The following is a 22,955-nucleotide window of genomic DNA, read 5'->3' as shown; positions in this document are numbered from 1 at the left end:
GGCCCGCCCGCCCGGGGGAAAACGGGCGGCCGGGCCGAGCGGTCCGGTGGTCCGGACCCGGCCTGCTCAGCAGCAGGGGCGCTTGCCGTGGTTCGCGCCGTGCTTCCTGCGCTGCTTCTTCCTGCGACGCCGTTTGGACGACATGGCCACTCCTCTCGGTGCGGTGCCCCTGTTCCACGCTGGCACAGTGGCACCGGCCCGGCACCTGCGCGCCCGGTTGCGGGCCTCCCACGGCGGGGTTTGAGTGGTGGGACGCCGTGCGCGTCGTCGCAAGCGCCGAGGGCGTCGAGGAGGAGACCATGGCCGGTGAGGTGGAGCCGATCAGCGCGAGGGCGCGCGAGGCGATCGAGCGCGATCTGGTCCAGCTGCGCGCGGAGCGGGCCGCAGTCGCCGGGACCCTGCACGACACCGACTCCACCGGAGACCGGGCCGACCAGGCCGACGAGCTTCAGCGCGCGGAGGAGCTGTCCCGGCTCGACGACCGCATCGAGGCGCTGACGCTGCGGCTGAAGCAGGCGACCATCGCCGGCCCGCCCGACGCCGACGTGGTGGGTGTCGGCAGCACCGTGTCCGTGCGCTTCGCCGACGGCACGGTCGAGCGCGTCGAGATCGGCGAGGTCGCCGAGGAGCTCGACCGCACCCTGGTCACGGCAGACAGCCCGCTCGGCCGCGCCCTGCTCGGTCGCCGGGCCGGCGACGTCGTGGAGTACGACACCCCGCAGGGCCGCGCCGAGGCCACCGTCGTCTCCCTCGGCTGAGCCGGCCGTGGCCGGGGCGGCAGCCGGGGCGGCGGCCGGTTGAGTCGAACGGTCGTACACCTGAACATCGGACGTCCTCTAGACTGCGCTGCGAAGTTGATCGACTGTCATCACGAAGCGCAAGGGGTGGGCGACGGATGTCCGAGGCGGACCGGGGACCGGGCGGCAGAGCCGAGGCGGGCGACGGCGACGGGAGCACCGTCGGCATCGGCGGTTTCGACCCGAACGTGCCGAGCACCGCCCGCATCTACGACTACCTCATCGGGGGCAAGGACAACTTCGCCGCCGACCGTGCCGCCGCCGAGCACCTGCTGACCGCACAGCCGACCGCGCGCTCCATCGCGCAGGCCAACCGGCGCTTCCTGGTGCGGGCCGTGGAACTGCTGGCCCAGAGCGGCATCCGCCAGTTCATCGACGTCGGCGCGGGCATCCCCACCAGCCCCAACGTGCACGAGATCGTGCGCGCGCACCAGCCGGACGCCCGCATCGTCTACGTCGACAACGACCCCGTCGTGCTCGCGCACACCCGCGCGCTGCGCGCCGAGACGGGCGTGTACGCGCTGGACGCCGACATGCGCCGACCGCAGGAGATCCTCGACCGCGTGGCGGCGGCCGGGACGATCGACTTCTCGCAGCCCGTCGGGCTGCTGCTGATATCGGTGATGCACTTCGTCCGCCGCGAGGAGGACCCGGCCGCGATGATCCGCGCGTACACCGAGCGCCTCGCTCCGGGCAGCCACCTCGCCCTGTCGATCGCCAGCGCCGGTCGGCTCGACCAGGACGAGATCGAGAAGGCCGAGGCGATCTACGCCCACGCCTCCTCCCCGCTGGTGCTCCACTCGCCCGCCGCCGTCGCGGACTGGCTCGCGCCGTACACGCTGCTGGAGCCCGGCCTGGTCTCCTACTACAAGTGGCGTGCGGACGAGAACGAGCCGGACAACACCGGCGCCCCGATCGCGGCCGTCGCCCGGATCGACTGATCCATGGCGTGCGCGCCACGAAGCGCGCGACAACGACGGTGCGGGCCGGCCCACGAGGGCCGGCCCGCACCGTCGTTCAGGCGAGGGGATCAGCGCACGTCGTAGCGGTCCAGCTCCATGACCTTGGTCCAGGCGGCGACGAAGTCGGCCACGAACGCGGCCTGCGCGTCGTCGCTCGCGTAGACCTCGGCCACGGCGCGCAGCTCGGAGTTGGAGCCGAAGACCAGGTCGGCGCGGGAGCCGGTCCACTTGACCTGGCCGGAGGCGTCACGGGCCTCGAAGGTGCCGGCGTCGGCCGCAACCGGGGCCCAGGTGGTGTCCAGGTCGAGCAGGTTGACGAAGAAGTCGTTCGTCAGCGCGCCCGGCCGGTCGGTCAACACGCCCAGCGAGGACTGACCCTGGTTGGCGCCCAGCACGCGCAGGCCGCCGACCAGGACGGTCAGCTCCGGGGCGGACAGGTTGAGCAGGTTGGCCTTGTCCAGCAGCAGGTACTCGGCCGGGAGGCGGTTGGCCTTGCCGAGGTAGTTGCGGAAGCCGTCGGCGGTCGGCTCCAGCGCGGCGAAGGACTCGACGTCCGTCTGCTCCTGGGTCGCGTCGCCGCGGCCCGGCGTGAACGGCACCTCGACGGTGACACCGGCGGCCTTCGCGCCCTGCTCGACGCCGACACCGCCGGCCAGCACGATCACGTCGGCGAGGGAGACCTGCTTGCCACCGGTCAGCTCGGCGTTGAACGCCTGCTGCACGCCCTCGAGGGTGCGCAGCACCTGGGCGAGCTGGTCCGGGTCGTTCACCTCCCAGCCGGCCTGGGGCTGAAGGCGGATGCGGGCGCCGTTGGCGCCGCCGCGCTTGTCGCTGCCGCGGAAGGTCGAGGCGGAGGCCCAGGCGGTGGAGACCAGCTGCGCGACGGACAGGCCCGCCTCGGCGATCTTCGCCTTGAGCTTGGTGACGTCGGCCGGGTCCAGGTGCGAGCGGGTGTCCGCGGAGACCGGGTCCTGCCAGAGCAGCTCCTCGGCCGGGACCTCGGGGCCGAGGTAGCGGGCGATCGGGCCCATGTCACGGTGGGTCAGCTTGAACCAGGCGCGCGCGAAGGCGTCGGCGAACGCGGCCGGGTCCTCCAGGAAGCGGCGCGAGATCGGCTCGTAGGCCGGGTCGAAGCGCAGGGAGAGGTCCGTCGTCAGCATGACCGGCTGGTGCGACTTCGACGCGTCGTGCGCGTCCGGCACGGTCCCGGCGCCCGCGTTGTCCTTCGGACGCCACTGGTGGGCGCCGGCGGGGGACTTGAACAGCTCCCACTCGTAGCCGAAGAGGATCTCGAAGAAGCTGTTGTCCCAGGTGGTGGGGGTGTTGGTCCAGGTGCCCTCGAGGCCGGAGGTGATCGTGTCGCCGCCCTTGCCGGTGCCGTAGGAGGACTTCCAGCCGAGGCCCTGCTCCTCCAGCGGCGCGCCCTCGGGGTCGGGGCCGACGTTGTCGGCCGGGCCCGCGCCGTGGGTCTTGCCGAAGGTGTGGCCGCCCGCGATGAGGGCGACGGTCTCCTCGTCGTTCATGGCCATGCGACGGAAGGTCTCGCGGATGTCGCGGGCGGCGGCGATCGGGTCCGGGTTGCCGTTGGGGCCCTCGGGGTTGACGTAGATCAGGCCCATCTGGACCGCGCCCAGGGGCTCCTCGAGCTCACGGTCGCCGGTGTAGCGCTCGTCGCCGAGCCAGGTGGTCTCCGGGCCCCAGTACACGTCCTCGTCCGGCTCCCACACGTCGGCGCGGCCGCCGGCGAAGCCGAACGTCGTGAAGCCCATGTCCTCCAGGGCCACGTTGCCGGCCAGGATCATCAGGTCGGCCCAGGACAGGGACTTGCCGTACTTCTTCTTCACCGGCCACAGCAGCCGACGGGCCTTGTCCAGGTTGGCGTTGTCGGGCCAGGAGTTGAGCGGGGCGAAGCGCTGCTGGCCCGCGCCCGCGCCGCCGCGGCCGTCGCTGATGCGGTAGGTGCCCGCGGAGTGCCAGGCCATGCGGATGATGAACGGGCCGTAGTTGCCGAAGTCGGCCGGCCACCAGTCCTGCGAGGTGGTCAGCACCTCGCCGATGTCCCGCTTGACGGCCGCCAGATCCAGCGTCGAGAACGCGGCCGCGTAGTCGAAGCCCCCGCCCAGCGGGTTCGCCACGGCCGGGTTCTTGGCGAGGATCTTCAGGTTCAGCTGCTGCGGCCACCACTGACGGTTTCCGCCGCCCTGCGTCGGGTGGGGCGCGCGCCCGTGCGCGACGGGGCAGCCGCCCGCGCCCCCCGCATTCGCGTCGACGTTGGCGTCAAGGTTCTCAGACATGGCCATCCTTGCGGGGCTAGGGGAGGGTTTCCGGCACCGGATTTCGACCCTACCTTAGACACTGTCTAAGTCAACAGGCGCACTAATCTCGAACATCGTCCGATCTGCCTGGTACTCTCGCTGACATGAGCGACCTGCTGGCACGACTCAGAGCGCGCCGTTGGCGGCTCACCGCGCAGCGGCGCGTCGTCGCGCAGGTGTTGGACGGCGACCACGTCCACTTCACCGCCGAGGAGATCCACGCGCGCGCCGCGGCACTGCTCCCCGAGATCAGCCGGGCGACGGTCTACAACACGCTGGGCGAGCTCGTCGCTATCGGTGAGGTGCTCGAGGTGAGCACGGACGGACGTGCCAAGCGCTACGACCCGAACGCCCACCACGCCCATCAGCACCTGGTCTGCGACTCCTGCGGCACGATCCGCGACGTCCACCCCTCCGTCGACCCGCTCGTGGGGCTGCCGACGGCCGAGCGCTACGGGTTCACCGTCTCGCGCGTCGCCGTCACCTACCGGGGCCTCTGCCCCGACTGCGCGGCTGGCTCCGCCGGGGCGGCCTCCGCCCTCACAGACGCCGAAGCCTGACCCGACCGGCGCGGTGCGCGGGTCGGATCAGGCTTGCGGAGTCAGGGCAGCGGGCAGTCAGGGCAGCAGGCGCTCGACCGCGGCGGCGCCTTGCTCCTCCAGGGCCCTGCGGGCCTTCTCGATCAGTGCGGGGGTGGGTTCGCGACCGCTGGCGCGGACCAGGTCCTCCGGGTCGACCGGGTGTTCCGCTCCGGTGTGGAGCAACCGGTCCGGCGTGGGTCGCTCGTCGTCGCCCTCGGGCTGGGACATCTGGAACCTCCTGCCCTGTATCAACAGATTTGCTCTTTCCCAGCACTGTAGACCCCCGGCATCCCGCCCGCACCGCGCATCCGCCCCCCGCTCCACCGCGACGGCCCCAGGGCCTGTCGTGTGGACCTACGCTGGAGCCATGTGCCGATCGATCAAGACGCTCCGGGCCCCGGTCACCCCCCACCCGCAGGAGGCCGACATCCAGGCGGCCGCGCTTCAGTACGTGCGCAAGGTGTCCGGGTTCCGCGCGCCCGCGGCGCACAACCGCGAGGCGTTCGACGCGGCCGTGGAGGCCGTCGCCGACGCGACGCGCGAGCTGCTGGACTCCCTCGTCGTCCGGGGCGCGCACGCGCACGCCCATGGGAGCGAGCACGCTCCGGAGACGGTCTCCGCCTGACGCGGTCGCCGGCGGGGCCCGTGCCGGGTCAGTGCGGGATCTCGTCGATCATCTCCCGCGCGCCCTGGCGCAGCAGCGCCAGCGCGGTGGCCATGCCGAGCTCCTCCGGCGAGAGCGCGCCCGCCCATTCGTGCGCCTCCAGCACGCGCTTGCCGTCGGGAGTGAAGACGCGCGCCCGCAGGGAGAGACGTCCGTCCTGCTCGGCCCGCGCGTAGCCGGCGATGGGCGAGTTGCAGTGCCCCTGCAGCGCGTGCAGCATCATCCGCTCCGCCGCGGCCTCGCGCCACGTCGGCGCGTGGTTCAGCGCGGCGACCGCGTCGACCGTCGCGCCGTCGTCGGCGCGGCACTGCAGGGCGAGGATGCCCGCGCCGATCGGCGGGCACATCGCGTCCGGCTCCAGCACCTCGGTGATCCGCTCCGGCTGCCCGATCCGCTCCAGGCCGGAGACGGCCAGCAGCAGCGCGTCGTACTCGCCCGCGTCGAGCTTGGCCAGTCGCGAGTTCGCGTTGCCACGGATCGGCACGCACTCCAGCTCCGGGTAGGCGGCGGCCAGTTGGGCGCTGCGGCGGACCGAGCTGGTGCCGATCCGCGCTCCGGCGGGCAACTGGTCGAGCCGCAGGCCGCGCGGCTGGACGACGGCGTCGCGGATGTCGTCACGCGGCAGGTACGCGGCCACGGCCGTGCCCTCGGGCAGCGGCCGGTCGCCCGGCATGTCCTTCAGGCAGTGCACGGCCAGGTCCGCCTCGCCCGCGAGCAGCGCGGCGTCCACCTCCTTGGTGAACGCCCCCTTCCCGCCGAGCGCGGACAGCGCGCCGAGCCACCGGTCCCCGGACGTGGTGACGGGCACGACCTCGGTCACCAGCCGCGGATGCCGCTCGGCCAGCAGCGAGCGCACCCGCTCCACCTGCGCGAGAGCCATGGGGGAGGAACGCGTCACGATCCGGATCACCTGGGGCATGGCACGAGACGATACTCCGTCAGATCCGTTGTGCCGGAAACCCTCAGCTCAACCGCGCCGAGGCCGTGCGGTCGCGCCCTCACCGAGGGCGATTCGGCTATGATCCGCGGTTTGTCAGGCCCGTCGCGTGGTTTCCGGCGTCCCGGGCGACCTGGAGGATCTCGGTGACCGCGTCGCGGTTGATCGGGCCGAAGACGTGGGGGAAGAGCGTGCCCGCGGCGACGCCTGGCGGCGGGGCGGGGGCGGCGGCCTCGAAGACGCACTTCGCCGTGAGGCGGGACTCGTCGACGACGAGGGCCAGCAGCGGCCTCGGGGCGTCGCGGTAGAACGCATCGGCGACGGCGAGGGTGGTCGCGACGTCGGGCGAGCAGTGGACGAAGCCCTCGTCCGCCAGGGACGCCGGGGCGTAGGCGCCGCCGGGCGCGGCGTCCCAGTCGGCGAGGGGAACGACGTGGTAGATCATGGCCCCATTCCAGCACGAGCGGTGCGCGCCGCGCCCTACGACCCGAGGGGACGGCCGCCGACGCCCGCGCCCTGGTTCTCCTGCCACCACGCCTCGAAGGACCGCTGGTCCATCGAGGCCCAGTCGGGCGTGTGCTGGACGTGGGCGCGGCCCAGGCTGCGGCCGAGTGCGAGGATCGCGCGGCCGACGGGGGCGCGCTCCGCGTCGTACGCGGCGAGGGCGGCGGGGAGGGAGTCCTGCTCGCGCAGCGCCCGGCCCAGGACGGTCGCGTCCTGGAGCGCCTTGAGCGCGCCGCTGCCGGTGTGCGGACGGGCGATGGCCGCGGCGTCGCCGAGCAGCACCAGGCGGCCGTGGGCGAAGCGGGGCGCGGCCGCGTCGTGGATCGGCTGGAGGAGCCGGGCCTCCTTCGGTGTGCCGTGCACGACGTCACGCCAGTAGCCGGGGAAGTGCCGCTCCACCAGATCGAGCTGATAATCGGTCAGCGCGCTCGTCAGCTCGGCCGAGGGGCTCGCGTCGGGATCGGCCAGCTCCTCGGCGAGGGGCGGCGGCGGGGTGGCGTAGAAGACCCAGTTGACCTGGACGCCGCCGTCGCCGCCCGGAGCGCCGGGAATGCGGTAGGAGATCATGTGGCCGCCGGGGAAGGCCACGGTGGTGGCCGCGTCCTCGGGGAACGCCCGGGAAGGACAGGGGAGTTGCCCGGCGGCGAGGGTCCCGCGCCAGGCGAGGTAGCCGCCCCAGGCCGGCGCGGCGGAGGAGCCCGGCGGCAGCATCGCGGCGCGGACCGCGGAGCGGTGACCGTCCGCGCCGACGACCAGGTCGAACCGCTCCTCGGCCCCGTCGGCGAGGTGCACCACGGCTCCGTCGAGGCCGTCCGTGACGGCGCGCACGGACACGCCGTCGCGGTAGTCGACCTCGTCCGGCAGCCGTCGGCGCAGCTCCTGCCAGAGTGAGCCCCAGCTGTACGAGCGGAAGGGGAAGGGCATCGAGGCGATCTCGCGCCCCTCACGGCGCGCGCCGTCCCGGACCACCCAGGGGCGTCGCGCCAGCGGCACCCACGGCATCCGCGCGTCCAGATAGCCGGCGGCCTCCAACTCGGCGTAGCGCTCGTTCTGGATCGCCAGGCCCACGCCCCGGTCCTGGAGCCGGCCGGAGGCGCGCTCCAGCACGACGACCTCGCCCGCGCCCGCCCGTCGCAGCGCCCGCGCCGCCGCGCAGCCCGCGATGCTCCCGCCGACGACCGCCACCCGCTCCCCGTGCACACGCCCCCCTGGAGGTCCGCCGGATGTCCACGGGTATCCACCCGTGTCCGTTCGTTCACGCCGAGTACCCAGTACCACGGCGAGTATGGCGTGACCGCGCCGTCCGCGGCGGCCGTTCGCCCGTCGGGACGAAAGCACCCCGACCTCACTAGACTTGGGCAGACACCGCTCCGGCTCCCGTCCGGACCGGGGCGGCGGCAGGCGCGAGCACGAAGCGCGCGGCAGGCGCGCGGAGAGGAGAGCCGCGATGGCCGCTCGTCAGTCCAGGAAGCTGCGCCGGAGCGCGGAGGACCTGCTGCGCAGGACCGGCATGACCGGCACGTCGGCCGACACCGTGGCGGGGATGCCCCAGCCCATGCCGGGCGTGGGCGGCCGCGCCGACGCCGGTCCCATGGCCCCCGCCTTCGCCCACCACGCCGCGGGCGACCGCCGTACGCAGTGGTCCGGCTCCCGCATGGCCGCCGCGCACGACATCGTGCCGGGGCACCGGCACCGCGGCGCGGAACAGCACTCGGCCCTCAGCGGGCGGTGAATTCCCGGACGGCGCCACCCGCTGCGGTCACGTTCCGTGACCGTTCGAGATGCGATCGTGGACCGGCGCTGTCAGGGTGAAGGCGTGCGCCGAGAGTCCCGCCCGGACCCCCGGGCACGGCGCCTCACCCCCCTTCGGGAGAGAACATCATGACGAAGGTCAAGAACCAGCCCCGCAAGCAGAAGCAGTCGGCGGCTCACACCCCGAGCCGCGCGCAGACGCACGACAAGGCGATGCTCGCGGACATGAAGGCCGGTCAGCAGACAGCGGGCATGGAACCGATGGACGCCTCCGGCGACATGCCGATGCGCCACTCGCGCAAGAAGGAGAAGCGCTTCGGCCACAACTGATCTGCGGCGGCTCCGGGTTGACCCGGGGGCCGCGTGACCTGCCTGCCGGCCCGACCGCGCCCCGCGCGGCCGGGCCGGTGCGGTGCGGGGCCTGCGGCACGGGCGACGCCCGCGGGCTCCCGGCCTCGCGGGTTCCGGACAGAGCCCCTCGTTGTCGGCGGCGTGTGATGGGATGAACGCATGACCAAGGTTGACGTCGAACTCGTCGCGAAGGCCCGGCACTTCCACTCGCTTCACCAGCCCGGTCGCCCGCTGGTGCTGCCCAACGCGTGGGACGTCGCGTCCGCGCGCATCGTCGAGGCCGCGGGCGCGGCGGCGGTCGCCACCACCAGCGCCGGGCTCGCCTGGTCGCTCGGCGCGGCGGACGGCGGCCGGCTGACCCGTGAGGCGGGCGTCGCCGCGGCCGCACGCATCGTCCAGGCCGTCTCCGTCCCGGTGACGGCGGACATCGAGCGCGGTTACGCCGAGGACCCGCCAGGGCTCGCGGAGACGATCCGCGCCGTCGTCGAGGCCGGTGTCGTGGGCGTCAACATCGAGGACTCGCTCGGGCCGGTCGACGAGAACGCCGCCCGGATCGCCGCCGCACGCGAGGCGGCCGAGGCGCTCGGCATGCCGCTGTTCATCAACGCCCGCATCGACACCCACCGTCTCCCGGCCGAGCAGCGCGGCCGCCACCACGAGGAGACGGTCGCGCGCGCGGCGGCGTACGCGGCGGCGGGCGCGAGCGGCGTCTTCGTCTTCGGCGCCCTGAGCGCGGAGGCGGTGGCCGCGCTGGCCAAGGAGGTCACGCTGCCGCTGAACGTGACGGTGGCCGCGGACACCCTCCCGGTCCCGGCCCTGGCGGCGGCGGGCGCGGCCCGGATCAGCGCGGGCGCGTCGATCGCGGAGGCGGCCTACGCCCTGACGGACAAGGCGGCGCGCGAGATCCTCGGACAGGGCACGGCGAGCGCCACCAAGGCCGATCTGGGCTGGGTCGAGCTGAACAGGCTCTTCTCGTGATCGCCTGAGCTCGCTCCGCCTCGCCCCTGGATGGGTGCAGCGCGCCCGGTTGCACATGTGCGCCCCGGGATTCCGGGGTTGAATGGAGCCGTCATGCCGACTCGGGGGTGAGGAGGCTGTACTTTCATGTCGATGTCCACCTTCGGCTCCTACGGTGGTCAAGACCCGTTCTCCGATCTGCTCAACCGCTTCTTCGGAATGTCTCCCGCCTCCTCGCCGCCCGCGGTCCAGCGGGTGCCGATCGGCAAGCTGCTGACCGAGTCCGCGCGTGAGCTGATCGGGCGGGCCCAGCAGAAGGCCGCCGAGGACGGCAGCGAGGACCTGGACACCGAGCACCTGCTGTGGGCGGCCTGCCTGGTCGAGCCGGCGCGCTCGCTGCTCGCCCAGGCCGGTGTCGATCCCGACGCCCTCGCGCAGGCGATCGACAAGATGCTGCCGGGGGTCGCGGGGACGCCGTCCGCCGAGCCGAGCCTGACGCCCGCCGCGAAGCGCGTGCTCATCGCCGCGCACGCGCGCTCGCAGGCCGGCGGCGGCTCCTACATCGGGCCCGAGCACATCCTTGGTGCGCTGCTGGACGACCCGGACTCCGGCGCGGGCCGCCTCCTCGGCACCGGCGGTGTCGACGTCGAGCGGCTGCGCGGAGATTCGGACCGGGCCGCGGCCGGTGAACGCGCGTCGTCGAAGCCCGGGACGGACACCCCCACGCTCGACGAGTACGGCCGCGACCTCACCGAGGAGGCGAAGGCCGGAAAGCTCGACCCGGTCGTCGGGCGGGCCGAGGAGATCGAGCAGACCATCGAGATCCTCTCCCGCCGGTCGAAGAACAACCCGGTGCTCATCGGCGAGCCGGGCGTCGGCAAGACCGCGATCGTCGAGGGGCTGGCGCAGCGCATCGTCGCCGACGAGGTGCCGGAGACCCTGCGCGGCAAGCGCGTCGTCTCGCTCGACCTGGCCGGCATGGTCGCCGGGGCCAAGTACCGCGGCGAGTTCGAGGAGCGGCTGAAAAACGTCATCGACGAGGTCCAGGAGTCGACCGACTCCCTCGTCCTGTTCATCGACGAGCTGCACACCGTCGTCGGCGCGGGCGCCGGGGGCGAGGGGGCCATGGACGCGGGCAACATGCTCAAGCCCGCGCTCTCCCGCGGCGAGCTGCACGTCATCGGCGCGACGACGATCGACGAGTACCGCAAGTACATCGAGAAGGACGCCGCCCTTGAGCGGCGCTTCCAGCCGGTGCTGATCCCGGAGCCGAGCGTCGAGGAGACGGTGCAGATCCTCCAGGGCCTGCGTGACGCCTACGAGGCCCACCACCAGGTGCGGTTCACCGACGAGGCGCTGCGCGCCGCCGCCGAGCTCTCCGACCGCTACATCTCCGACCGGTTCCTGCCGGACAAGGCCATCGACCTGATGGACCAGGCGGGCGCCCGGGTGCGGATCAAGTCGCTGAGCCGCTCGACGGAGGCGGGTGACCGCCAGGACCGGATCGCCAAGCTGAGGCGGGAGAAGGACCAGGCCATCGCCGCCGAGGACTTCGAGGCGGCGAAGGGGCTGAAGGAGCAGCTCGCCCAGGCGGAGGGCGAGTTGGCGGGCATCGCCGAGCGCCGGGAGGGCGTGATGGCGGTGACGGTCGACGACATCGCCGAGGTGGTCTCGCGCCGCACCGGCATCCCCGTCACCCAGCTGACCCAGGACGAGAAGGCCAAGCTGCTCAAGCTGGAGCAGGAGCTGCACGCTCGGGTCGTCGGCCAGGACGAGGCGGTCGTCGCCATCTCCGAGGCGGTGCGCCGCAACCGGGCGGGCATGGGCGACCCGAACCGCCCGGTGGGCTCGTTCCTCTTCCTCGGACCGACGGGCGTCGGCAAGACGGAGCTGGCCAAGGCGCTGGCCGAGCTGCTCTTCGGTGACGAGGACCGGCTGATCCGCTTCGACATGAGCGAGTTCCAGGAGAAGCACACCGTCTCCCGCCTGGTCGGCGCGCCTCCCGGGTACGTCGGGTACGAGGAGGCGGGCCAGCTGACCGAGAAGGTCCGCCGCAAGCCCTACAGCGTGCTGCTCTTCGACGAGGTCGAGAAGGCCCACCCCGACGTCTTCAACGCCCTGCTGCAGGTGCTCGACGACGGCCGGCTGACGGACGCCCAGGGCCGCACCGTCGACTTCCGCCACACCGTCGTCATTCTCACCAGCAACATCGGGGCCCACCGGATCCTGGCCCACCACGGCGACACCGACAGCATCCGCGAGCAGTTGATGGCGGATCTGCAGGGCCACTTCCCGCCGGAGTTCCTCAACCGCATCGACGACACGATCATCTTCCACGCCCTCACCAAGGAGGAGCTGAACAACATCGTGGACCTGCTGCTGCGGCGCAGCGAGCGGCGGGTGCAGTCGCAGGGCATGCAGTTGGAGGTCACCCAGGCCGCCCGCGACCTGCTGGTCGCGCACGGGCACCAGCCGGAGTTCGGCGCGCGCCCGCTGCGCCGCACCATCCAGTCCGAGCTGGACAACCGCATCGCCTCGCTGCTGCTCGGCGGCGAGGCCTCCCCGGGCGACACGATCGTCGCGGACGTGCAGGGCGACGCCCTGGTCTGCAAGGTGAGGAAGCCCGACGCGGCCGCCGCGGCGACCGACACCGCGGCGCAGGCCGCTCCCGAGACCGCCGGGAAGCCCGAGGAGTCCGCGCAAGGGTGAGCCTGCCGGACCGGGTGACCGAGCCCCGCGAGGAGGCGCCGAAGGCGCGGGACCTCGCGGGGCTCGACGCTGCCGTCAGCCGCTGCTACGCCTGCCCGCGCCTGGTCGCGTGGCGCGAGGAGGCGGGCCGGGTCCGGCGGCGTTCCTTCGCCGACCACGACTACTGGGCGCTGCCCGTGCCGGGCTTCGGGCCGGCCGACGCGTCGCTGCTGCTGGTGGGCCTGGCCCCGGCCGCGCACGGCGGCAACCGCACCGGCCGGATGTTCACCGGCGACCGCTCGGGCGACGTCCTCGTGGCCGCCCTGCACGATCTCGGCCTGGCCTCCCAGCCCACCTCCGTCAGCCGCGACGACGGGCTGCTGCTGCACGGTGTGCGGTTCACCGCCCCGGTGCACTGCGCCCCGCCCGACAACCGGCCGACGACGCACGAACGCGACACCTGCCGCCCCTGGCTGACGCGCGAACTGGCCCTGCTCCGGCCGACGGTGCGCGCGGTCGTCGCCCTCGGCGCCTTCGGCTGGCAGGCCGTGCTGCCCGTGCTGGCCGCCTCCGGCTGGGCCGTGCCACGGCCGCGTCCGGTGTTCGGACACGGCGTGCGCGTGGTGCTGCCGCCCGTCGAACCCGCAGGCGACGTGCAGGCGTTGACACTGTTCGGCTGCTACCACGTCAGTCAGCAGAACACCTTCACCGGTCGGCTCACCCCCGCCATGCTGCGCGAAGTCATCGCCGAGGCCTGGGAGTCGGCGGGCGGCGCGCTGCACGGTCACGACGGGGCCTGAGCCGCCGCGGCGTCCGGGGGCGGGCCGCCCGTCCCCGACCCGCCCGATACCCTCGACCGGTGGCGCACCACGGGGATGTGCGCACGGAAGGGGAGAGTTCACCGATGTCGTTCAACCCAAGCGGTCCGATCGGCGGCCCGGTGCCGGCGCCGCAGCCGCCGCGTGGCGGAGCCGGTCCGTCCGGCGCGGGGCAGGCCGGCGGCGGAAAGGCCGCGGTCGCCGTGGTCGGCGCCGGGGCGATGCTGCTGATGGAGGCTCTGCTCCTGCTGCTCACGCTGGTCGACGCGCCGGGCCACCTGGACGCCCTGCTGAACCTGTTCGGGCTCGGGGACCACTGGATCGACGCGCCGACCCAGTTCACGGCCGGTGACGTCGCGACCTGCGCGGTGCTGGGCGCCGGGATCCTCGGCTCGCTGGGCGGCCGTACCTGGGGACGGGCGGCCATCGGGGTCACCATGGCGCTGAACGGCTACCCGACGGCCACCTCGCTGCTGGACGCGCTGCGGACCTCCGACGGGCGCCACGCGTTCACCCTGGGCCACAACCTCTGGTTCTACCTCATCATGATCGTCGAGCTGCTCATCGCCGTCGGCACGCTGCTGGCCATGCTGGCGACCTCGCGCGGCAACGCGCACGCGGGTCCGCGGCCGATGCCCGTCGGTCCGATGGCGGGTCAGGCGCGGATGCCCGCACCGGGGCAGCCCTTCCCGCAGCAGCCCGGACCGGTCCAGCCCTACCCGCAGCAGCCAGTGCCCGGCTACTCCGTGCAGCCGGGTCAGCCCGGTCAGCCGCAGCCGGGTCAGCCCGGTCAGCCGCAGCCGGGCTACCCCGCGCAGCCGATGCCGCACCAGCAGCAGGGCCAGCCGCAACCCGGTCCGGTGCCGCAGCCGGGTCCGGCGCCGCAGCCCGGTGCGCAGCCCGCGCCGGGCTACGCCCCGCCGCCCGTTCCCCCGCAGGCGGGGCCCGTCCAGCAGCCCACGCCGACGCAGGAGGACGTGGCCTACCGCCCGACGTAGTACGGGCCGCCCCCCCGGCGCGCCGAAGGCCGGGCCCCAGGACAACCCGCCCGCGCCGCCGCGTGCCTGACGTCGCGTCAAAGTGGGCCCCCACTACCGCGTGGGGCCGCACCGTAAGGTTCGGCACCACGCGGCTGTCCGGACGCGCCCGCCGACCGCCGGGACGCGCCCGGCCGCTCAGCGCTTGACGGCGACGCCGGCCAGGAAGCCGCGCGTGGCGCGCAGCTCGCCGACCGACGCATCCGCGCCCCAGGCCGCGCACGGGACCAGGCCGGGCGGCAGCAGGTCCAGACCGGCGAAGAACGCCTCGATGGCGTCCGCCCCGCGCGGGGCGAGCCGGTCGACCGTCTCCCGGTAGAGCGCGGTGACCTCGACGGCCCGCTCGCGGTCCGCGTCGTCGACCCACCGCGACTCGTGGCAGACATGGCTGACGATCAGCCTGCTGCCCGGCGCCAGCGGCTCCAACAGTCGGCGCACGGCCGCGTGCGGCTCGTCCGGGTCCTCCAGGAAGTGCAGCACCGCGCCCAGCACCAGCGCCACCGGCTCGCCGGAGCCCGTCAGCTCCGCGACCGGCGGCGCGGCGAGGATCGCGTCCGGGTCGCGCAGGTCCGCCTGGAGCACCGCCGTGGCGGCCACTCCGGGGTGCGCGGCGAGCGCGCGGGCGTGGGTGACCACCAGCGGGTCGCGGTCGACGTAGACGACCCGGGCGTCAGGGCGGACGTCGAGGGCGATCTCGTGGGTGTTGCCCGGCGCCGGGATCCCGGTGCCCACGTCCAGGAACCGGGAGATCCCGGCCTCGGCCGCGTCGCGGACGGCGCGGCCGAGGAACGCACGGTTGAGCCGCATCGCGTCCCGGCTCTCCGGGACCAGACGCTGCAAGGTGTGTGCGGCCTCACGGTCGACGGCGAAGTGGTCCTTGCCGCCGATCAGGTAGTTGTAGATCCGCGCCGGGTGCGGTCTGTCCAGTTCGAGCGCGGCGGAGGGCGCGCGTTTTCCGTCGTCCCCCGGCCAGGCGGCCTGTCGTCCCATCCCTGAGCCCCCGTTCCCCGTCCCCGTCGCGCCGTGCGCGTACGGTGCATCCCCGAACCACCCTACGCGCCTCGAACTCGGATGCGTCGACGAACGGTTCACTTGGACAACGACGCGACGTCACCGGTCGGCCGTTCCCCGGCAGGCGGGGGACTTCAGGCCCAGGCGGGTGAGGCAGTCGTCCAGGGTCCCCGACATCCGGCCGATGCCGCGGCCGCGCAGCAGGCGGCGGGCCCCCCGAGGAGCCGCCCGCTCCTTGCGGGCGCCTGGCTGGTCCTGGCACGCACGTGCCGCCGCACGCACCGGTGGAGCCGACGCGCACCGTGGTCGGCGCGTCAGAGGTGAGGGGACCGCAGCAGGTGGTCCGCCAGCTCGCGGGGGCGGCTGAGCGCGGCGAGATGGCCGCCTGGGATCTCCTCGACGTCCAGGCCCAGGCGTTCGCGCACCACGCGGCGCTGGAACTCCAGCGGGAAGAAGCGGTCCTCGCGCCCCTGGAGAAAGCGGGTCGGCACGTCCGGCCACGTGGCCAGCGGCCACGGCTGCCCGAACAACGCCTCCGGCGGCGCGGAGGCGCCGCCGGAGAGGGCCTCCTTCGTCACCTCCGGCGGGACGTCGTGGAAGAAGTCCGTGCGCACGTCGAAAGCAGGGACCCGCCCGCGGCCGGTGGCCTCCGCGAGGTCCGACCGCGCCTTGGCCTGCCCGGTGTTCTCCCACCACTGACCGGCCGTCTCCCCGGGTACCGGGACCATCGCGTTGAGCAGCACCAGCTCGGCGACCGGCACGGGCAGCCGCTCGCAGACCAGGGGAGCGGAGAAGCCCGCGAGGGACTGGGCGACCAGGACCAGCGGCTCGAGCCCGCGGCCGGCGCCCTCTCCGCCTGCCGCCGTGACCGCCGCGACGACGGCGTCGGCGATCTCGTCCAGCCCGGCCGAGGCCTCGCTGGGGAGGTCCATGATGATCGCCTCGTGGCCGCGCGCCCGTAGCTCGGGCACCAGCCGGTGCCAGAACCAGGCGCGGCCGTCCGCGCCGGGAACGAGCGTGAACGTCGCCATCGTCCTCCTCCTCCGGTCCTCCGGTCTTCTGCCCGAAGCTACCCGCCGCGACTGACAGCGCCCGGTTCATCGGCTGACGACCCGCCGCAGCCAGCGAAGCCGGGCCTCGCGGGCGTCCTGACTGAGGCTCGCCTGCGGGGCGACGGTGTCGAACCCGTGGAAGGCGCCGGGCCAGACGTGCAGCTCCGCGTCCCCGCCCGCGCGCCAGAGCGCGTCGGCGTAGGCCACGGCCTCGTCCCGGAAGGTCTCGGCCGATCCGACCTCGAGGTATGCCGGCGGCAGGCCGCCCAGGTCCGTGGCACGGGCCGGCGCGGCGTACGGGGACACGTCGGCCGCGCCGTGACGGTCGCCCAGCAGGGCCTGCCAGGCGGTCGCGTTGGAGGCACGGTCCCACGGGTCGGCGCCCGCCATCTGGTGGGCGGAGAAGCTGTCGCTGCGGTCGTCCAGCATGGGGCTCAGCAGCAGTTGGCCGATCGCCCTAGGGCCGCTCCGGTCCCGGGTCAGCAGCGCGAGCGCGGCGGTCAGGCCGCCGCCCGCGCTCTTCCCCCCCAGGACGAACCGCGCCGGGTCGAGCCTGAGTTCGTCCGCGTGCTCGGCCGCCCAGAGCAGCCCCGCGAAGCAGTCCTCGACGGGTTCGAGGTACCGCGCCCGCGGCGCGAGCCGGTACTCGACGGACAGCACCGCGAGCCCGAGCGGGAGCGCCCACTCGCGCAGCACCCGCGGCAGCACCGACCAGGCGTTGCCGGTGACCATCCCGCCGCCGTGCAGGTAGTAGAGCAGCGGCAGCGGCCCGGTGAGCCCGGCGGGCCGCGCGCTGACGAGCGTCACCGGCGGCCCGCCTCCGGGGCCCGGCACGCGCAGCTCCTCGATGTCGAACCGGCCGTCGGCCCGCAGCTCCCGGAGGGTCGGCCTGGGCCGTGCGGCGGCGTCCCGCGCCTGCCAGTCCGCCAGCCCCTCCGGAGTGAGCGGCTCGGGCGCCCGCGCGCCCAAGGCCGCCAGCACGGCCCCCAACTCCGGGTCGAAGGGCGGAACAGCACCGAAACCCACGACAGGACCCCCGCTCGGCCGAGAGACGCCCGGCGGGCGTCCCGACCCGCACAGCCTGCCATTGCGCGCACCGCGCGCTCAGGCCGTCGGCATGGTGCGGTCGCCGCGCGGGAGCAGCCAGGCGGCGCCGAGGCCGACCAGGCCGAAGAGGGCGAGCGCGAGCATCGCCGCGGCGTAGCCGTTCTTGGTGAGCTCGGAGACCAGGATCGTGCCCGCGATGGCGGTGCCGAGCGAGGAGCCGAGGTTGGAGATGCTGCGGGAGAGCCCGGAGATCTCGCCCTGCTGGCTGTCGGGGAAGCTCGACTGCACGACGTTCACCGAAGGCGTCAGCATCGCGCCGAGCCCGAGCCCGATCAGCAGCAGGCCCGGGGTGAAGGACCAGACGTCGTTGAAGGCGCGGACGAGAGTGAGCAGCAGCACGATGCCCGCGACGGTGACCACGAACCCGGTGACGATCAGCGTGCGTTGGGCATGGCGCTTGGCCAGGCGCTCGGCCGAGAGCGAGGAGACGAGCAGGCCGAGGGTGGCGGCGGTGAACACGCCGCCGGTCGCGATGGCGCTGTAGCCGCGGACGACCTGGAGGTAGGCGCCGACCGTGAAGGAGACGCCCATCAGCACCAGCCACTGGATGTTCTGCGTGACCATCCCGAGGTTGGAGACGCGGTTGCGGAACAGGGCCATGGACAACAGGGGTTCGCGACCGGACCGCTCGCAGTTCCTGATCCAGCGGAAGAACCCGGCCAGCACCAGGACGCCGGCCACCAGCAGGCCGAGCATCAGCCAGATGTTGTTGTCGGCGGCGAGGATGCCGGTCACCACGAGCACCAGCCCCAGCGCGGACAGCACTGCGCCGACGGTGTCGAACTGCTGGGACGGGTCGGCGGGCAGCGGGTCCTTGAGCGTGCGGGTGAGGAACACGATCAGCACGATCACCAGGACCTGGAAGCCGAAGTTGGCCCGCCAGCTGATGGCGGTGGTGAGCAGGCCGCCGATGAGCGGGCCGGCCGCCGCGCCGATGCCGCCGAGCGCCATGATCGCGCCGAAGGCCCTGGCCCGGTTGGTGGTCCCGGTGAACAGCAGCGTGGTCAGGATGTAGACCGGGGGGATCAGCAGGGCCGTCCCGACGCCCTCCAGGATCGAGTTGCCGAGGATCAGCACGCCGAGTCCGGGGGCGAGGGCACTGAGCACCGCGCCGATCCCGTACGTGGCCAGACCGACCATCAGGCAGCGCTTGCGGCCGTACCGGTTGGTGAGCTTGCCGCCGGGGATCATCAGTGCGGCCATGACCAGCAGGAAGACGGTGATGGCGACCTGGACGCCCTGCGCGGTGGTGTGCAGGTCCTTGCTGATGTCGTTGATCATCACGTTCATGCTGGAGCCGGCGAAGCTGCAGATGAACTGAGCCAGGGCGAGCGGTATCAGCACACGGCGTCCCGCGGCCGTGGGCAGGGTCAGGGTGTCGGTCATCGTCGCTCACGTCCCTGTCCTGGAATCCTCGAGTCGTGGAACTTTCGGAGAAGGGTGGGGACCGCGACCGCACGGACTACGCCGGCGCGGTCTACGGTTCGTTGCTCGCGGCTTCCGTGATCGCCGCGTCCGACGTGCACGCGCCGCACGCGCGGCTGTCGATCATCGTGTTGCTGGTCGTCACCGGACTCGTGTTCTGGCTGGCGCACGTGTACGCGCACGTGGCGGGCGAGCGTGAGGCGGGGAAGACGGTCAGTTGGCAGCAGGCCCGGAGCATCGGGCGGCACGAGTGGTCCATCGTCGAGGCCGCGGTCCTGCCGGCCCTGGCGGTGCTGATCAGCCCGTGGCTCGGTACGACCGACGAGGCCTGGCTGGCCCTCTGCGTCGCGATCACGCAGCAGGTCGTCTGGGCGACGCTCGGCGCGCGGCGGGCCGGGGCGTCCAGGCCGCAGATGGCCGTCGAGGCGGCGGTCAACCTCGCCCTCGGGCTGCTCATCGTGGTCGCCAAGGTCGCCGTGGGGCACTGAGCCGGCGTCGACGCCGCCGGACGCCGGGTCAGGACACCTCGAGAGGTGACCGGACCCGGCGTTGTCGACCCGGCGTCGTCGTGCCCGACGTCACGCGGCCAGGACGTGGTCCTTGGCGCTCTGGTACTCGGCCTCGGTGATGTCGCCGTGCTGTCGCAGCTCCGCGAGCTGGGCCAGTTCTTCGGCCTGGCTCCTGGGCTTGGCGTCCGGGCTGGTGGCGGCCGCCTCCTTGACGTAGGCGCGGAAGTCCTTCTCGGCCTGCTCGGAACGCGCCATCTCGCGCTCGCCCATGCCCTTGCCGCGTGCGATGAGGTAGACGAAGACACCCAGGAACGGCAGGACCAGGACGAAGACCGACCAGGCGGCCTTGCCCCAACCGCTCACGGAGTCGTCCCGGAACAGGTCCGCGAAGACCCGGAACAGCAGGAAGAACCACATGACCCACAGGAAGACCCACATGGTGGTGAAGAAGACATTGAGCAGCGGGTAGTTCATCGCCCTCTCCTCGCTCGACGGACGTTGCTGCCTCCACTTCCGCACGGCGTGCCGCCGCACACACCACCCGTTCCGGGTGAATCGCTGCTCGTCCAGCGCCTTCGGGCGGTCGGTGTCACCATGGGGTCGGGGAACGGACGGGCCGTGTTCCCCTCCCTCCGACTGGGGCCGACGGTCCCTGCCGCGGAGGCCGAGAGGCCCTTCGAGGGTGGTGCGCGCACAACGACACTCATGGTGAGACGGTCGCGGACGTCCTGTCCGCCCTGAGCCTGGCGGTGAGCACCATGCCCCGTCCCTTCAGCACCTCGAGCACGCCGAGCGGCGACCCGGTCATGGTCGCCCGGTTCGCCGTCCCGGTGCTGCCCGCGACCTACGTGCGCCGCCCCCGGCTGGTCGGGCGGCTGGCCGAGGGCGTGCGCGGTCCGCTGGTGCTGGTCACCGGCCCGGCCGGGGCGGGCAAGACCCTGCTGGTCGCCGACTGGTTCCGCGCCGAGCGCGGCCGCGCCGGCCGCGCCGGTCGTGCCGTCTGGCTGACCCTGGAACGCCCGGACGACGATCCAGGCCTGTTCTGGGCCTATGTCCTGCAGGCGTTGCAGCACCACGGCGTGGAGCTGCCCGCCGACATCACCGCCCCGGCCGAGGCGGGGGAGGCCGACCAGGCGCTGCTCGGCAGGCTCGCCGCGCACCTGCAGGCCAGGGAACCGTCCGAGCAGCCCGTGGTGCTGGTGCTGGACGAGTTCGAGCGGATCGGCTCACCGGAGATCGCCGCCGGCCTGCACGAGCTGCTCCGCCACGCCGGCCTCGGTCTGAGGCTGGTGCTGGTGAGCCGGACCGAGCCGCTGCTCCCGCTGCACCGGTACCGCGTCTCGGGCGAGCTGACCTCCCTGCGGGCCGCCGATCTCGCCTTCTCGGCGGACGACTCGGTGGCGCTGTTCGGGGCGCACGGGCTCGCCGTCTCCGAGGAGTCGGTGCGCGCCCTCACCGCCCGGATGGCAGGTTGGGCCGCGGGCCTGCGCCTGGCCGCGCTCGCCGCCCCGGAGGCGCCGGACGCGGAGGCGTGCCTGCGCGACTTCGAGGCCGGGCAGAGCACCATCGCCGACTTCCTCACCAACGAGGTCTTCACGACCCAGCCCGCGCCGACCCAGGACCTGCTGCTGCGCACCTGCATCCTGGACCAGGTCCATCCGGACCTGGCGGACGCGCTCACCGGACGCCGCGACGGCGCCCGGATCCTGGCCGACCTGTACCGCGCCAACGCCTTCGTCACCCCCGTGGGCCACTCCTGGTACCGGCACCATCCGCTGTTCGCGGAGATCGTGCGGATCCGGCTGCACGTCTGGCAGCCGGGCCTGGAGCGGGAGCTGCACGCGCGTGCCGCGCGCTGGCTCGGCGAGCACGGGCAGCCCGAGCCCGCGCTCGCCCACGCCGCCGAGGCCGAGGACTGGGAGTTCGCCGCGACGCTGCTCGTCCGCAGCCTCGCCATCGGCCGGTTGCTGGAGGGCCGCGACGCCGAACGGCTCTGCCGGCTCTTCGCGGCCATGCCGCCGCAGACCCCGGGACCGGCCCCGGCCCTGGTGCGAGCCGCCCTGGCGCTGGCCGGCCGCGACGCCGACCAGGCGGTCCACCACCTGCGGGACGCCGACGAGGCACTGCGGGACGCCGACCGGGCCCAGCCCCTGAGCGCGCAGACGGCCGCGCTGCGCCTTACCGGCGCGTGCCTGCGGGTGCTCGCGGCCCGGCTGCACGGCTCGGCCGACTCCGCGGAGGCCGCCGCCGAAGAGGCCGCCGGCCTCCGGGCGCAGCTTCCCCGGGAGCTGGTCGACGAACACCCCGAGCTCTCCGCCCACCTGATGGGCGACCTCGGCGCGGTGCTGCTGCGGGACGGCCGGTTCGACGAGGCCAGCCGCGCTCTGGTGGCCGCGGCCGAAGCGCCCGATGCCCCGGGTACGGCGCAACTGCGGCACGAGTCCCTCAGCTGGCTCGGCCTCATCGACGTCCTCGACGGCCGCCTGGCGCGGGCCGAGGCGCGGGCGCGGGCCGCCGTGACCGAGGCCGAGCGCTCCGGGCTGCGGCCCGGCACCGGGACCCGCGCCGGACAGCTGGTGCTGGCGGAGGTGGCGATCGACCGCGGCGAACTCGACGCCGCAGACGCCGAACTGCGGCGCGCCGACGCCGCTTCCGCCGACCGCGCGGACCCGGTGGTGACCCAGGAGCTCTCCGTCGCCCGTTCCCGCCTGATGCTCGCCAAGGGAGAGCCGGCCGCGGCGTTGCACGCCCTGCAGGAGGGAGAGAAGGCCGTCCCGGAGGGGGCGGGCTCGCCCTGGCTGGCGGACAGGGTCGCGGCAACCGCCTCCACCGCCCTGCTCGCGGCCGGCCGTCCCGACGCGGCGATCGACGCCCTGTGCGACGCGGACCCGCAGGCGCCGGAGCCCGCGGTCGCCTCCGCCCGCGCCCGCCTGGCCTGCGGCCAGCCGGAGACGGCGCTGCGCGACCTCGGCGAGCTCGGGCCGCGGCACGGCCCCGGATCGGTGGTCGACGTTCAGGCGCTGCTCACCCGCGCCCAGGCGGCCGACGCCCTGGGCGACCCGGCTGGAGCACGGCGGCTGGTCCGGCGGGCGCTGGCCGCCGCCGACGCCGAACGGCTGTGGCTGCCGTTCCGGCTCGCCTCCCCGTGGCTGCGCCGGGTGCTGCGCGGCGACGAGGCGCTCACCCGCCCCTACGCCTGGCTGCCGTCGGACCTCCGCCCCGCTCGGTCGTACCCGCCGGGGGCCGGGGCCGCCCAGCCCGGGCTGCCGGTGGTGGTCGAGCCGCTCACCGGGCGGGAGCACGAGGTGCTGGCACGGGCCGCGGAGCTGATGTCCACCGAGGAGATCGCGGCCGACCTCCACCTGTCCGTCAACACCGTCAAGACGCATCTGAAGAGCATCAACCGCAAGCTCGGGGCCGGCCGCCGCGGCGAGGCGGTACGCCGCGCACGCATGCTGAAGCTCCTGTGAACGGGCGCGCGGCGGCGC

At 73.8% G+C, this 22,955-nt stretch carries 23 protein-coding genes; 12 read left to right on the top strand and 11 right to left on the bottom strand.

The features are described 5' to 3' along the window. Positions 1–66 precede the first annotated feature (66 nt). Positions 67–144, bottom strand: a complete 78-nt coding sequence (locus TR48_RS46980) for a hypothetical protein (RefSeq protein WP_500799094.1) — start codon at positions 142–144, stop codon at positions 67–69. 155 nt (positions 145–299) lie between these two features. On the opposite strand from TR48_RS46980, the gene TR48_RS15575 reads away from it, so the two are divergent. Both TR48_RS15575 and TR48_RS15570 read left to right on the top strand, forming a co-directional pair. Continuing rightward, positions 300–758: a GreA/GreB family elongation factor gene (locus TR48_RS15575; protein ID WP_042367384.1), complete on the top strand. Its 459-nt coding sequence runs from the start codon at positions 300–302 to the stop codon at positions 756–758. Between the two features lie 137 nt (positions 759–895). Then, complete coding sequence (locus TR48_RS15570) at positions 896–1,738, top strand: SAM-dependent methyltransferase (protein ID WP_084729457.1); 843 nt, start codon at positions 896–898, stop codon at positions 1,736–1,738. An 89-nt stretch (positions 1,739–1,827) separates the two neighbouring features. Here TR48_RS15570 and katG read toward each other — a convergent pair whose 3' ends face one another. Then, positions 1,828–4,053 (bottom strand): catalase/peroxidase HPI, encoded by a 2,226-nt coding sequence (gene katG / locus TR48_RS15565; RefSeq protein ID WP_042367326.1) that lies wholly within the window; start codon positions 4,051–4,053, stop codon positions 1,828–1,830. Between the two features lie 125 nt (positions 4,054–4,178). On the opposite strand from katG, the gene TR48_RS15560 reads away from it, so the two are divergent. Further along, positions 4,179–4,634, top strand: coding sequence for a Fur family transcriptional regulator (locus TR48_RS15560; RefSeq protein WP_042367322.1), 456 nt, complete (start codon positions 4,179–4,181; stop codon positions 4,632–4,634). Between the two features lie 57 nt (positions 4,635–4,691). Here TR48_RS15560 and TR48_RS15555 read toward each other — a convergent pair whose 3' ends face one another. Continuing rightward, entirely contained in the window at positions 4,692–4,883 is a 192-nt protein-coding gene (locus TR48_RS15555) for a hypothetical protein (RefSeq protein ID WP_042367319.1), read from the bottom strand. A 139-nt stretch (positions 4,884–5,022) separates the two neighbouring features. On the opposite strand from TR48_RS15555, the gene TR48_RS15550 reads away from it, so the two are divergent. After that, on the top strand, positions 5,023–5,280 hold the full coding sequence (locus TR48_RS15550) for a DUF2277 domain-containing protein (protein ID WP_042367316.1): 258 nt from the start codon (positions 5,023–5,025) through the stop codon (positions 5,278–5,280). A gap of 28 nt (positions 5,281–5,308) precedes the next feature. On the opposite strand, the gene hemC is transcribed toward TR48_RS15550, so the two are convergent. The 3 genes from hemC to TR48_RS15535 all read right to left on the bottom strand — a co-directional run bounded on the left by hemC (position 5,309) and on the right by TR48_RS15535 (position 7,960). Then, positions 5,309–6,238 carry a hydroxymethylbilane synthase gene (gene hemC, locus TR48_RS15545; RefSeq protein WP_042367312.1) on the bottom strand — a complete coding sequence of 310 codons (930 nt, stop codon included), beginning with the start codon at positions 6,236–6,238 and terminating at the stop codon, positions 5,309–5,311. 97 nt (positions 6,239–6,335) lie between these two features. After that, a complete protein-coding gene (locus TR48_RS15540; RefSeq protein WP_042367308.1) occupies positions 6,336–6,701 on the bottom strand; it encodes a DUF952 domain-containing protein in 366 nt (121 codons plus the stop codon). Between the two features lie 35 nt (positions 6,702–6,736). Then, entirely contained in the window at positions 6,737–7,960 is a 1,224-nt protein-coding gene (locus tag TR48_RS15535; RefSeq protein WP_042367307.1) for an FAD-dependent monooxygenase, read from the bottom strand. 247 nt (positions 7,961–8,207) lie between these two features. Here TR48_RS15535 and TR48_RS15530 point away from each other — a divergent pair, with 247 nt between their 5' ends. The 6 genes from TR48_RS15530 to TR48_RS15505 all read left to right on the top strand — a co-directional run bounded on the left by TR48_RS15530 (position 8,208) and on the right by TR48_RS15505 (position 14,324). Further along, positions 8,208–8,492 (top strand): hypothetical protein, encoded by a 285-nt coding sequence (locus TR48_RS15530; RefSeq protein ID WP_042367305.1) that lies wholly within the window; start codon positions 8,208–8,210, stop codon positions 8,490–8,492. A gap of 149 nt (positions 8,493–8,641) precedes the next feature. Next, entirely contained in the window at positions 8,642–8,842 is a 201-nt protein-coding gene (locus TR48_RS15525) for a hypothetical protein (RefSeq protein WP_042367303.1), read from the top strand. A gap of 180 nt (positions 8,843–9,022) precedes the next feature. Continuing rightward, on the top strand, positions 9,023–9,841 hold the full coding sequence (locus TR48_RS15520) for an isocitrate lyase/phosphoenolpyruvate mutase family protein (RefSeq protein WP_042367301.1): 819 nt from the start codon (positions 9,023–9,025) through the stop codon (positions 9,839–9,841). 126 nt (positions 9,842–9,967) lie between these two features. Next, complete coding sequence (locus TR48_RS15515) at positions 9,968–12,529, top strand: ATP-dependent Clp protease ATP-binding subunit (protein ID WP_042367300.1); 2,562 nt, start codon at positions 9,968–9,970, stop codon at positions 12,527–12,529. Between the two features lie 2 nt (positions 12,530–12,531). Then, on the top strand, positions 12,532–13,308 hold the full coding sequence (locus TR48_RS15510) for a uracil-DNA glycosylase (RefSeq protein WP_304941218.1): 777 nt from the start codon (positions 12,532–12,534) through the stop codon (positions 13,306–13,308). 104 nt (positions 13,309–13,412) lie between these two features. After that, positions 13,413–14,324 (top strand): hypothetical protein, encoded by a 912-nt coding sequence (locus TR48_RS15505; protein ID WP_042367298.1) that lies wholly within the window; start codon positions 13,413–13,415, stop codon positions 14,322–14,324. Positions 14,325–14,501: 177 nt separating this feature from the next. On the opposite strand, the gene TR48_RS15500 is transcribed toward TR48_RS15505, so the two are convergent. The 4 genes from TR48_RS15500 to TR48_RS15485 form a co-directional block, all read right to left on the bottom strand. Further along, complete coding sequence (locus tag TR48_RS15500) at positions 14,502–15,353, bottom strand: SAM-dependent methyltransferase (protein WP_042367296.1); 852 nt, start codon at positions 15,351–15,353, stop codon at positions 14,502–14,504. Positions 15,354–15,688: 335 nt separating this feature from the next. Beyond that, positions 15,689–16,405: an alpha/beta fold hydrolase gene (locus TR48_RS15495; protein ID WP_042367295.1), complete on the bottom strand. Its 717-nt coding sequence runs from the start codon at positions 16,403–16,405 to the stop codon at positions 15,689–15,691. A gap of 66 nt (positions 16,406–16,471) precedes the next feature. Continuing rightward, a complete protein-coding gene (locus TR48_RS15490; RefSeq protein ID WP_042367293.1) occupies positions 16,472–17,452 on the bottom strand; it encodes an alpha/beta hydrolase in 981 nt (326 codons plus the stop codon). A gap of 78 nt (positions 17,453–17,530) precedes the next feature. Continuing rightward, positions 17,531–18,919: an MFS transporter gene (locus tag TR48_RS15485; RefSeq protein WP_042367291.1), complete on the bottom strand. Its 1,389-nt coding sequence runs from the start codon at positions 18,917–18,919 to the stop codon at positions 17,531–17,533. Between the two features lie 35 nt (positions 18,920–18,954). Here TR48_RS15485 and TR48_RS15480 point away from each other — a divergent pair, with 35 nt between their 5' ends. After that, positions 18,955–19,446, top strand: coding sequence for a hypothetical protein (locus tag TR48_RS15480; RefSeq protein WP_084729453.1), 492 nt, complete (start codon positions 18,955–18,957; stop codon positions 19,444–19,446). A gap of 90 nt (positions 19,447–19,536) precedes the next feature. On the opposite strand, the gene TR48_RS15475 is transcribed toward TR48_RS15480, so the two are convergent. Further along, positions 19,537–19,941 (bottom strand): SHOCT domain-containing protein, encoded by a 405-nt coding sequence (locus TR48_RS15475; protein WP_042367287.1) that lies wholly within the window; start codon positions 19,939–19,941, stop codon positions 19,537–19,539. Between the two features lie 284 nt (positions 19,942–20,225). On the opposite strand from TR48_RS15475, the gene TR48_RS15470 reads away from it, so the two are divergent. Then, positions 20,226–22,937, top strand: a complete 2,712-nt coding sequence (locus tag TR48_RS15470) for a winged helix-turn-helix domain-containing protein (protein ID WP_042367379.1) — start codon at positions 20,226–20,228, stop codon at positions 22,935–22,937. Positions 22,938–22,955: the final 18 nt, after the last annotated feature.

The organism is Streptacidiphilus neutrinimicus (assembly GCF_000787815.1).
In the GTDB taxonomy this organism is placed as follows: Bacteria; Actinomycetota; Actinomycetes; order Streptomycetales; family Streptomycetaceae; genus Streptacidiphilus; species Streptacidiphilus neutrinimicus.
This window is presented reverse-complemented; position numbering and strand designations above follow the sequence as displayed.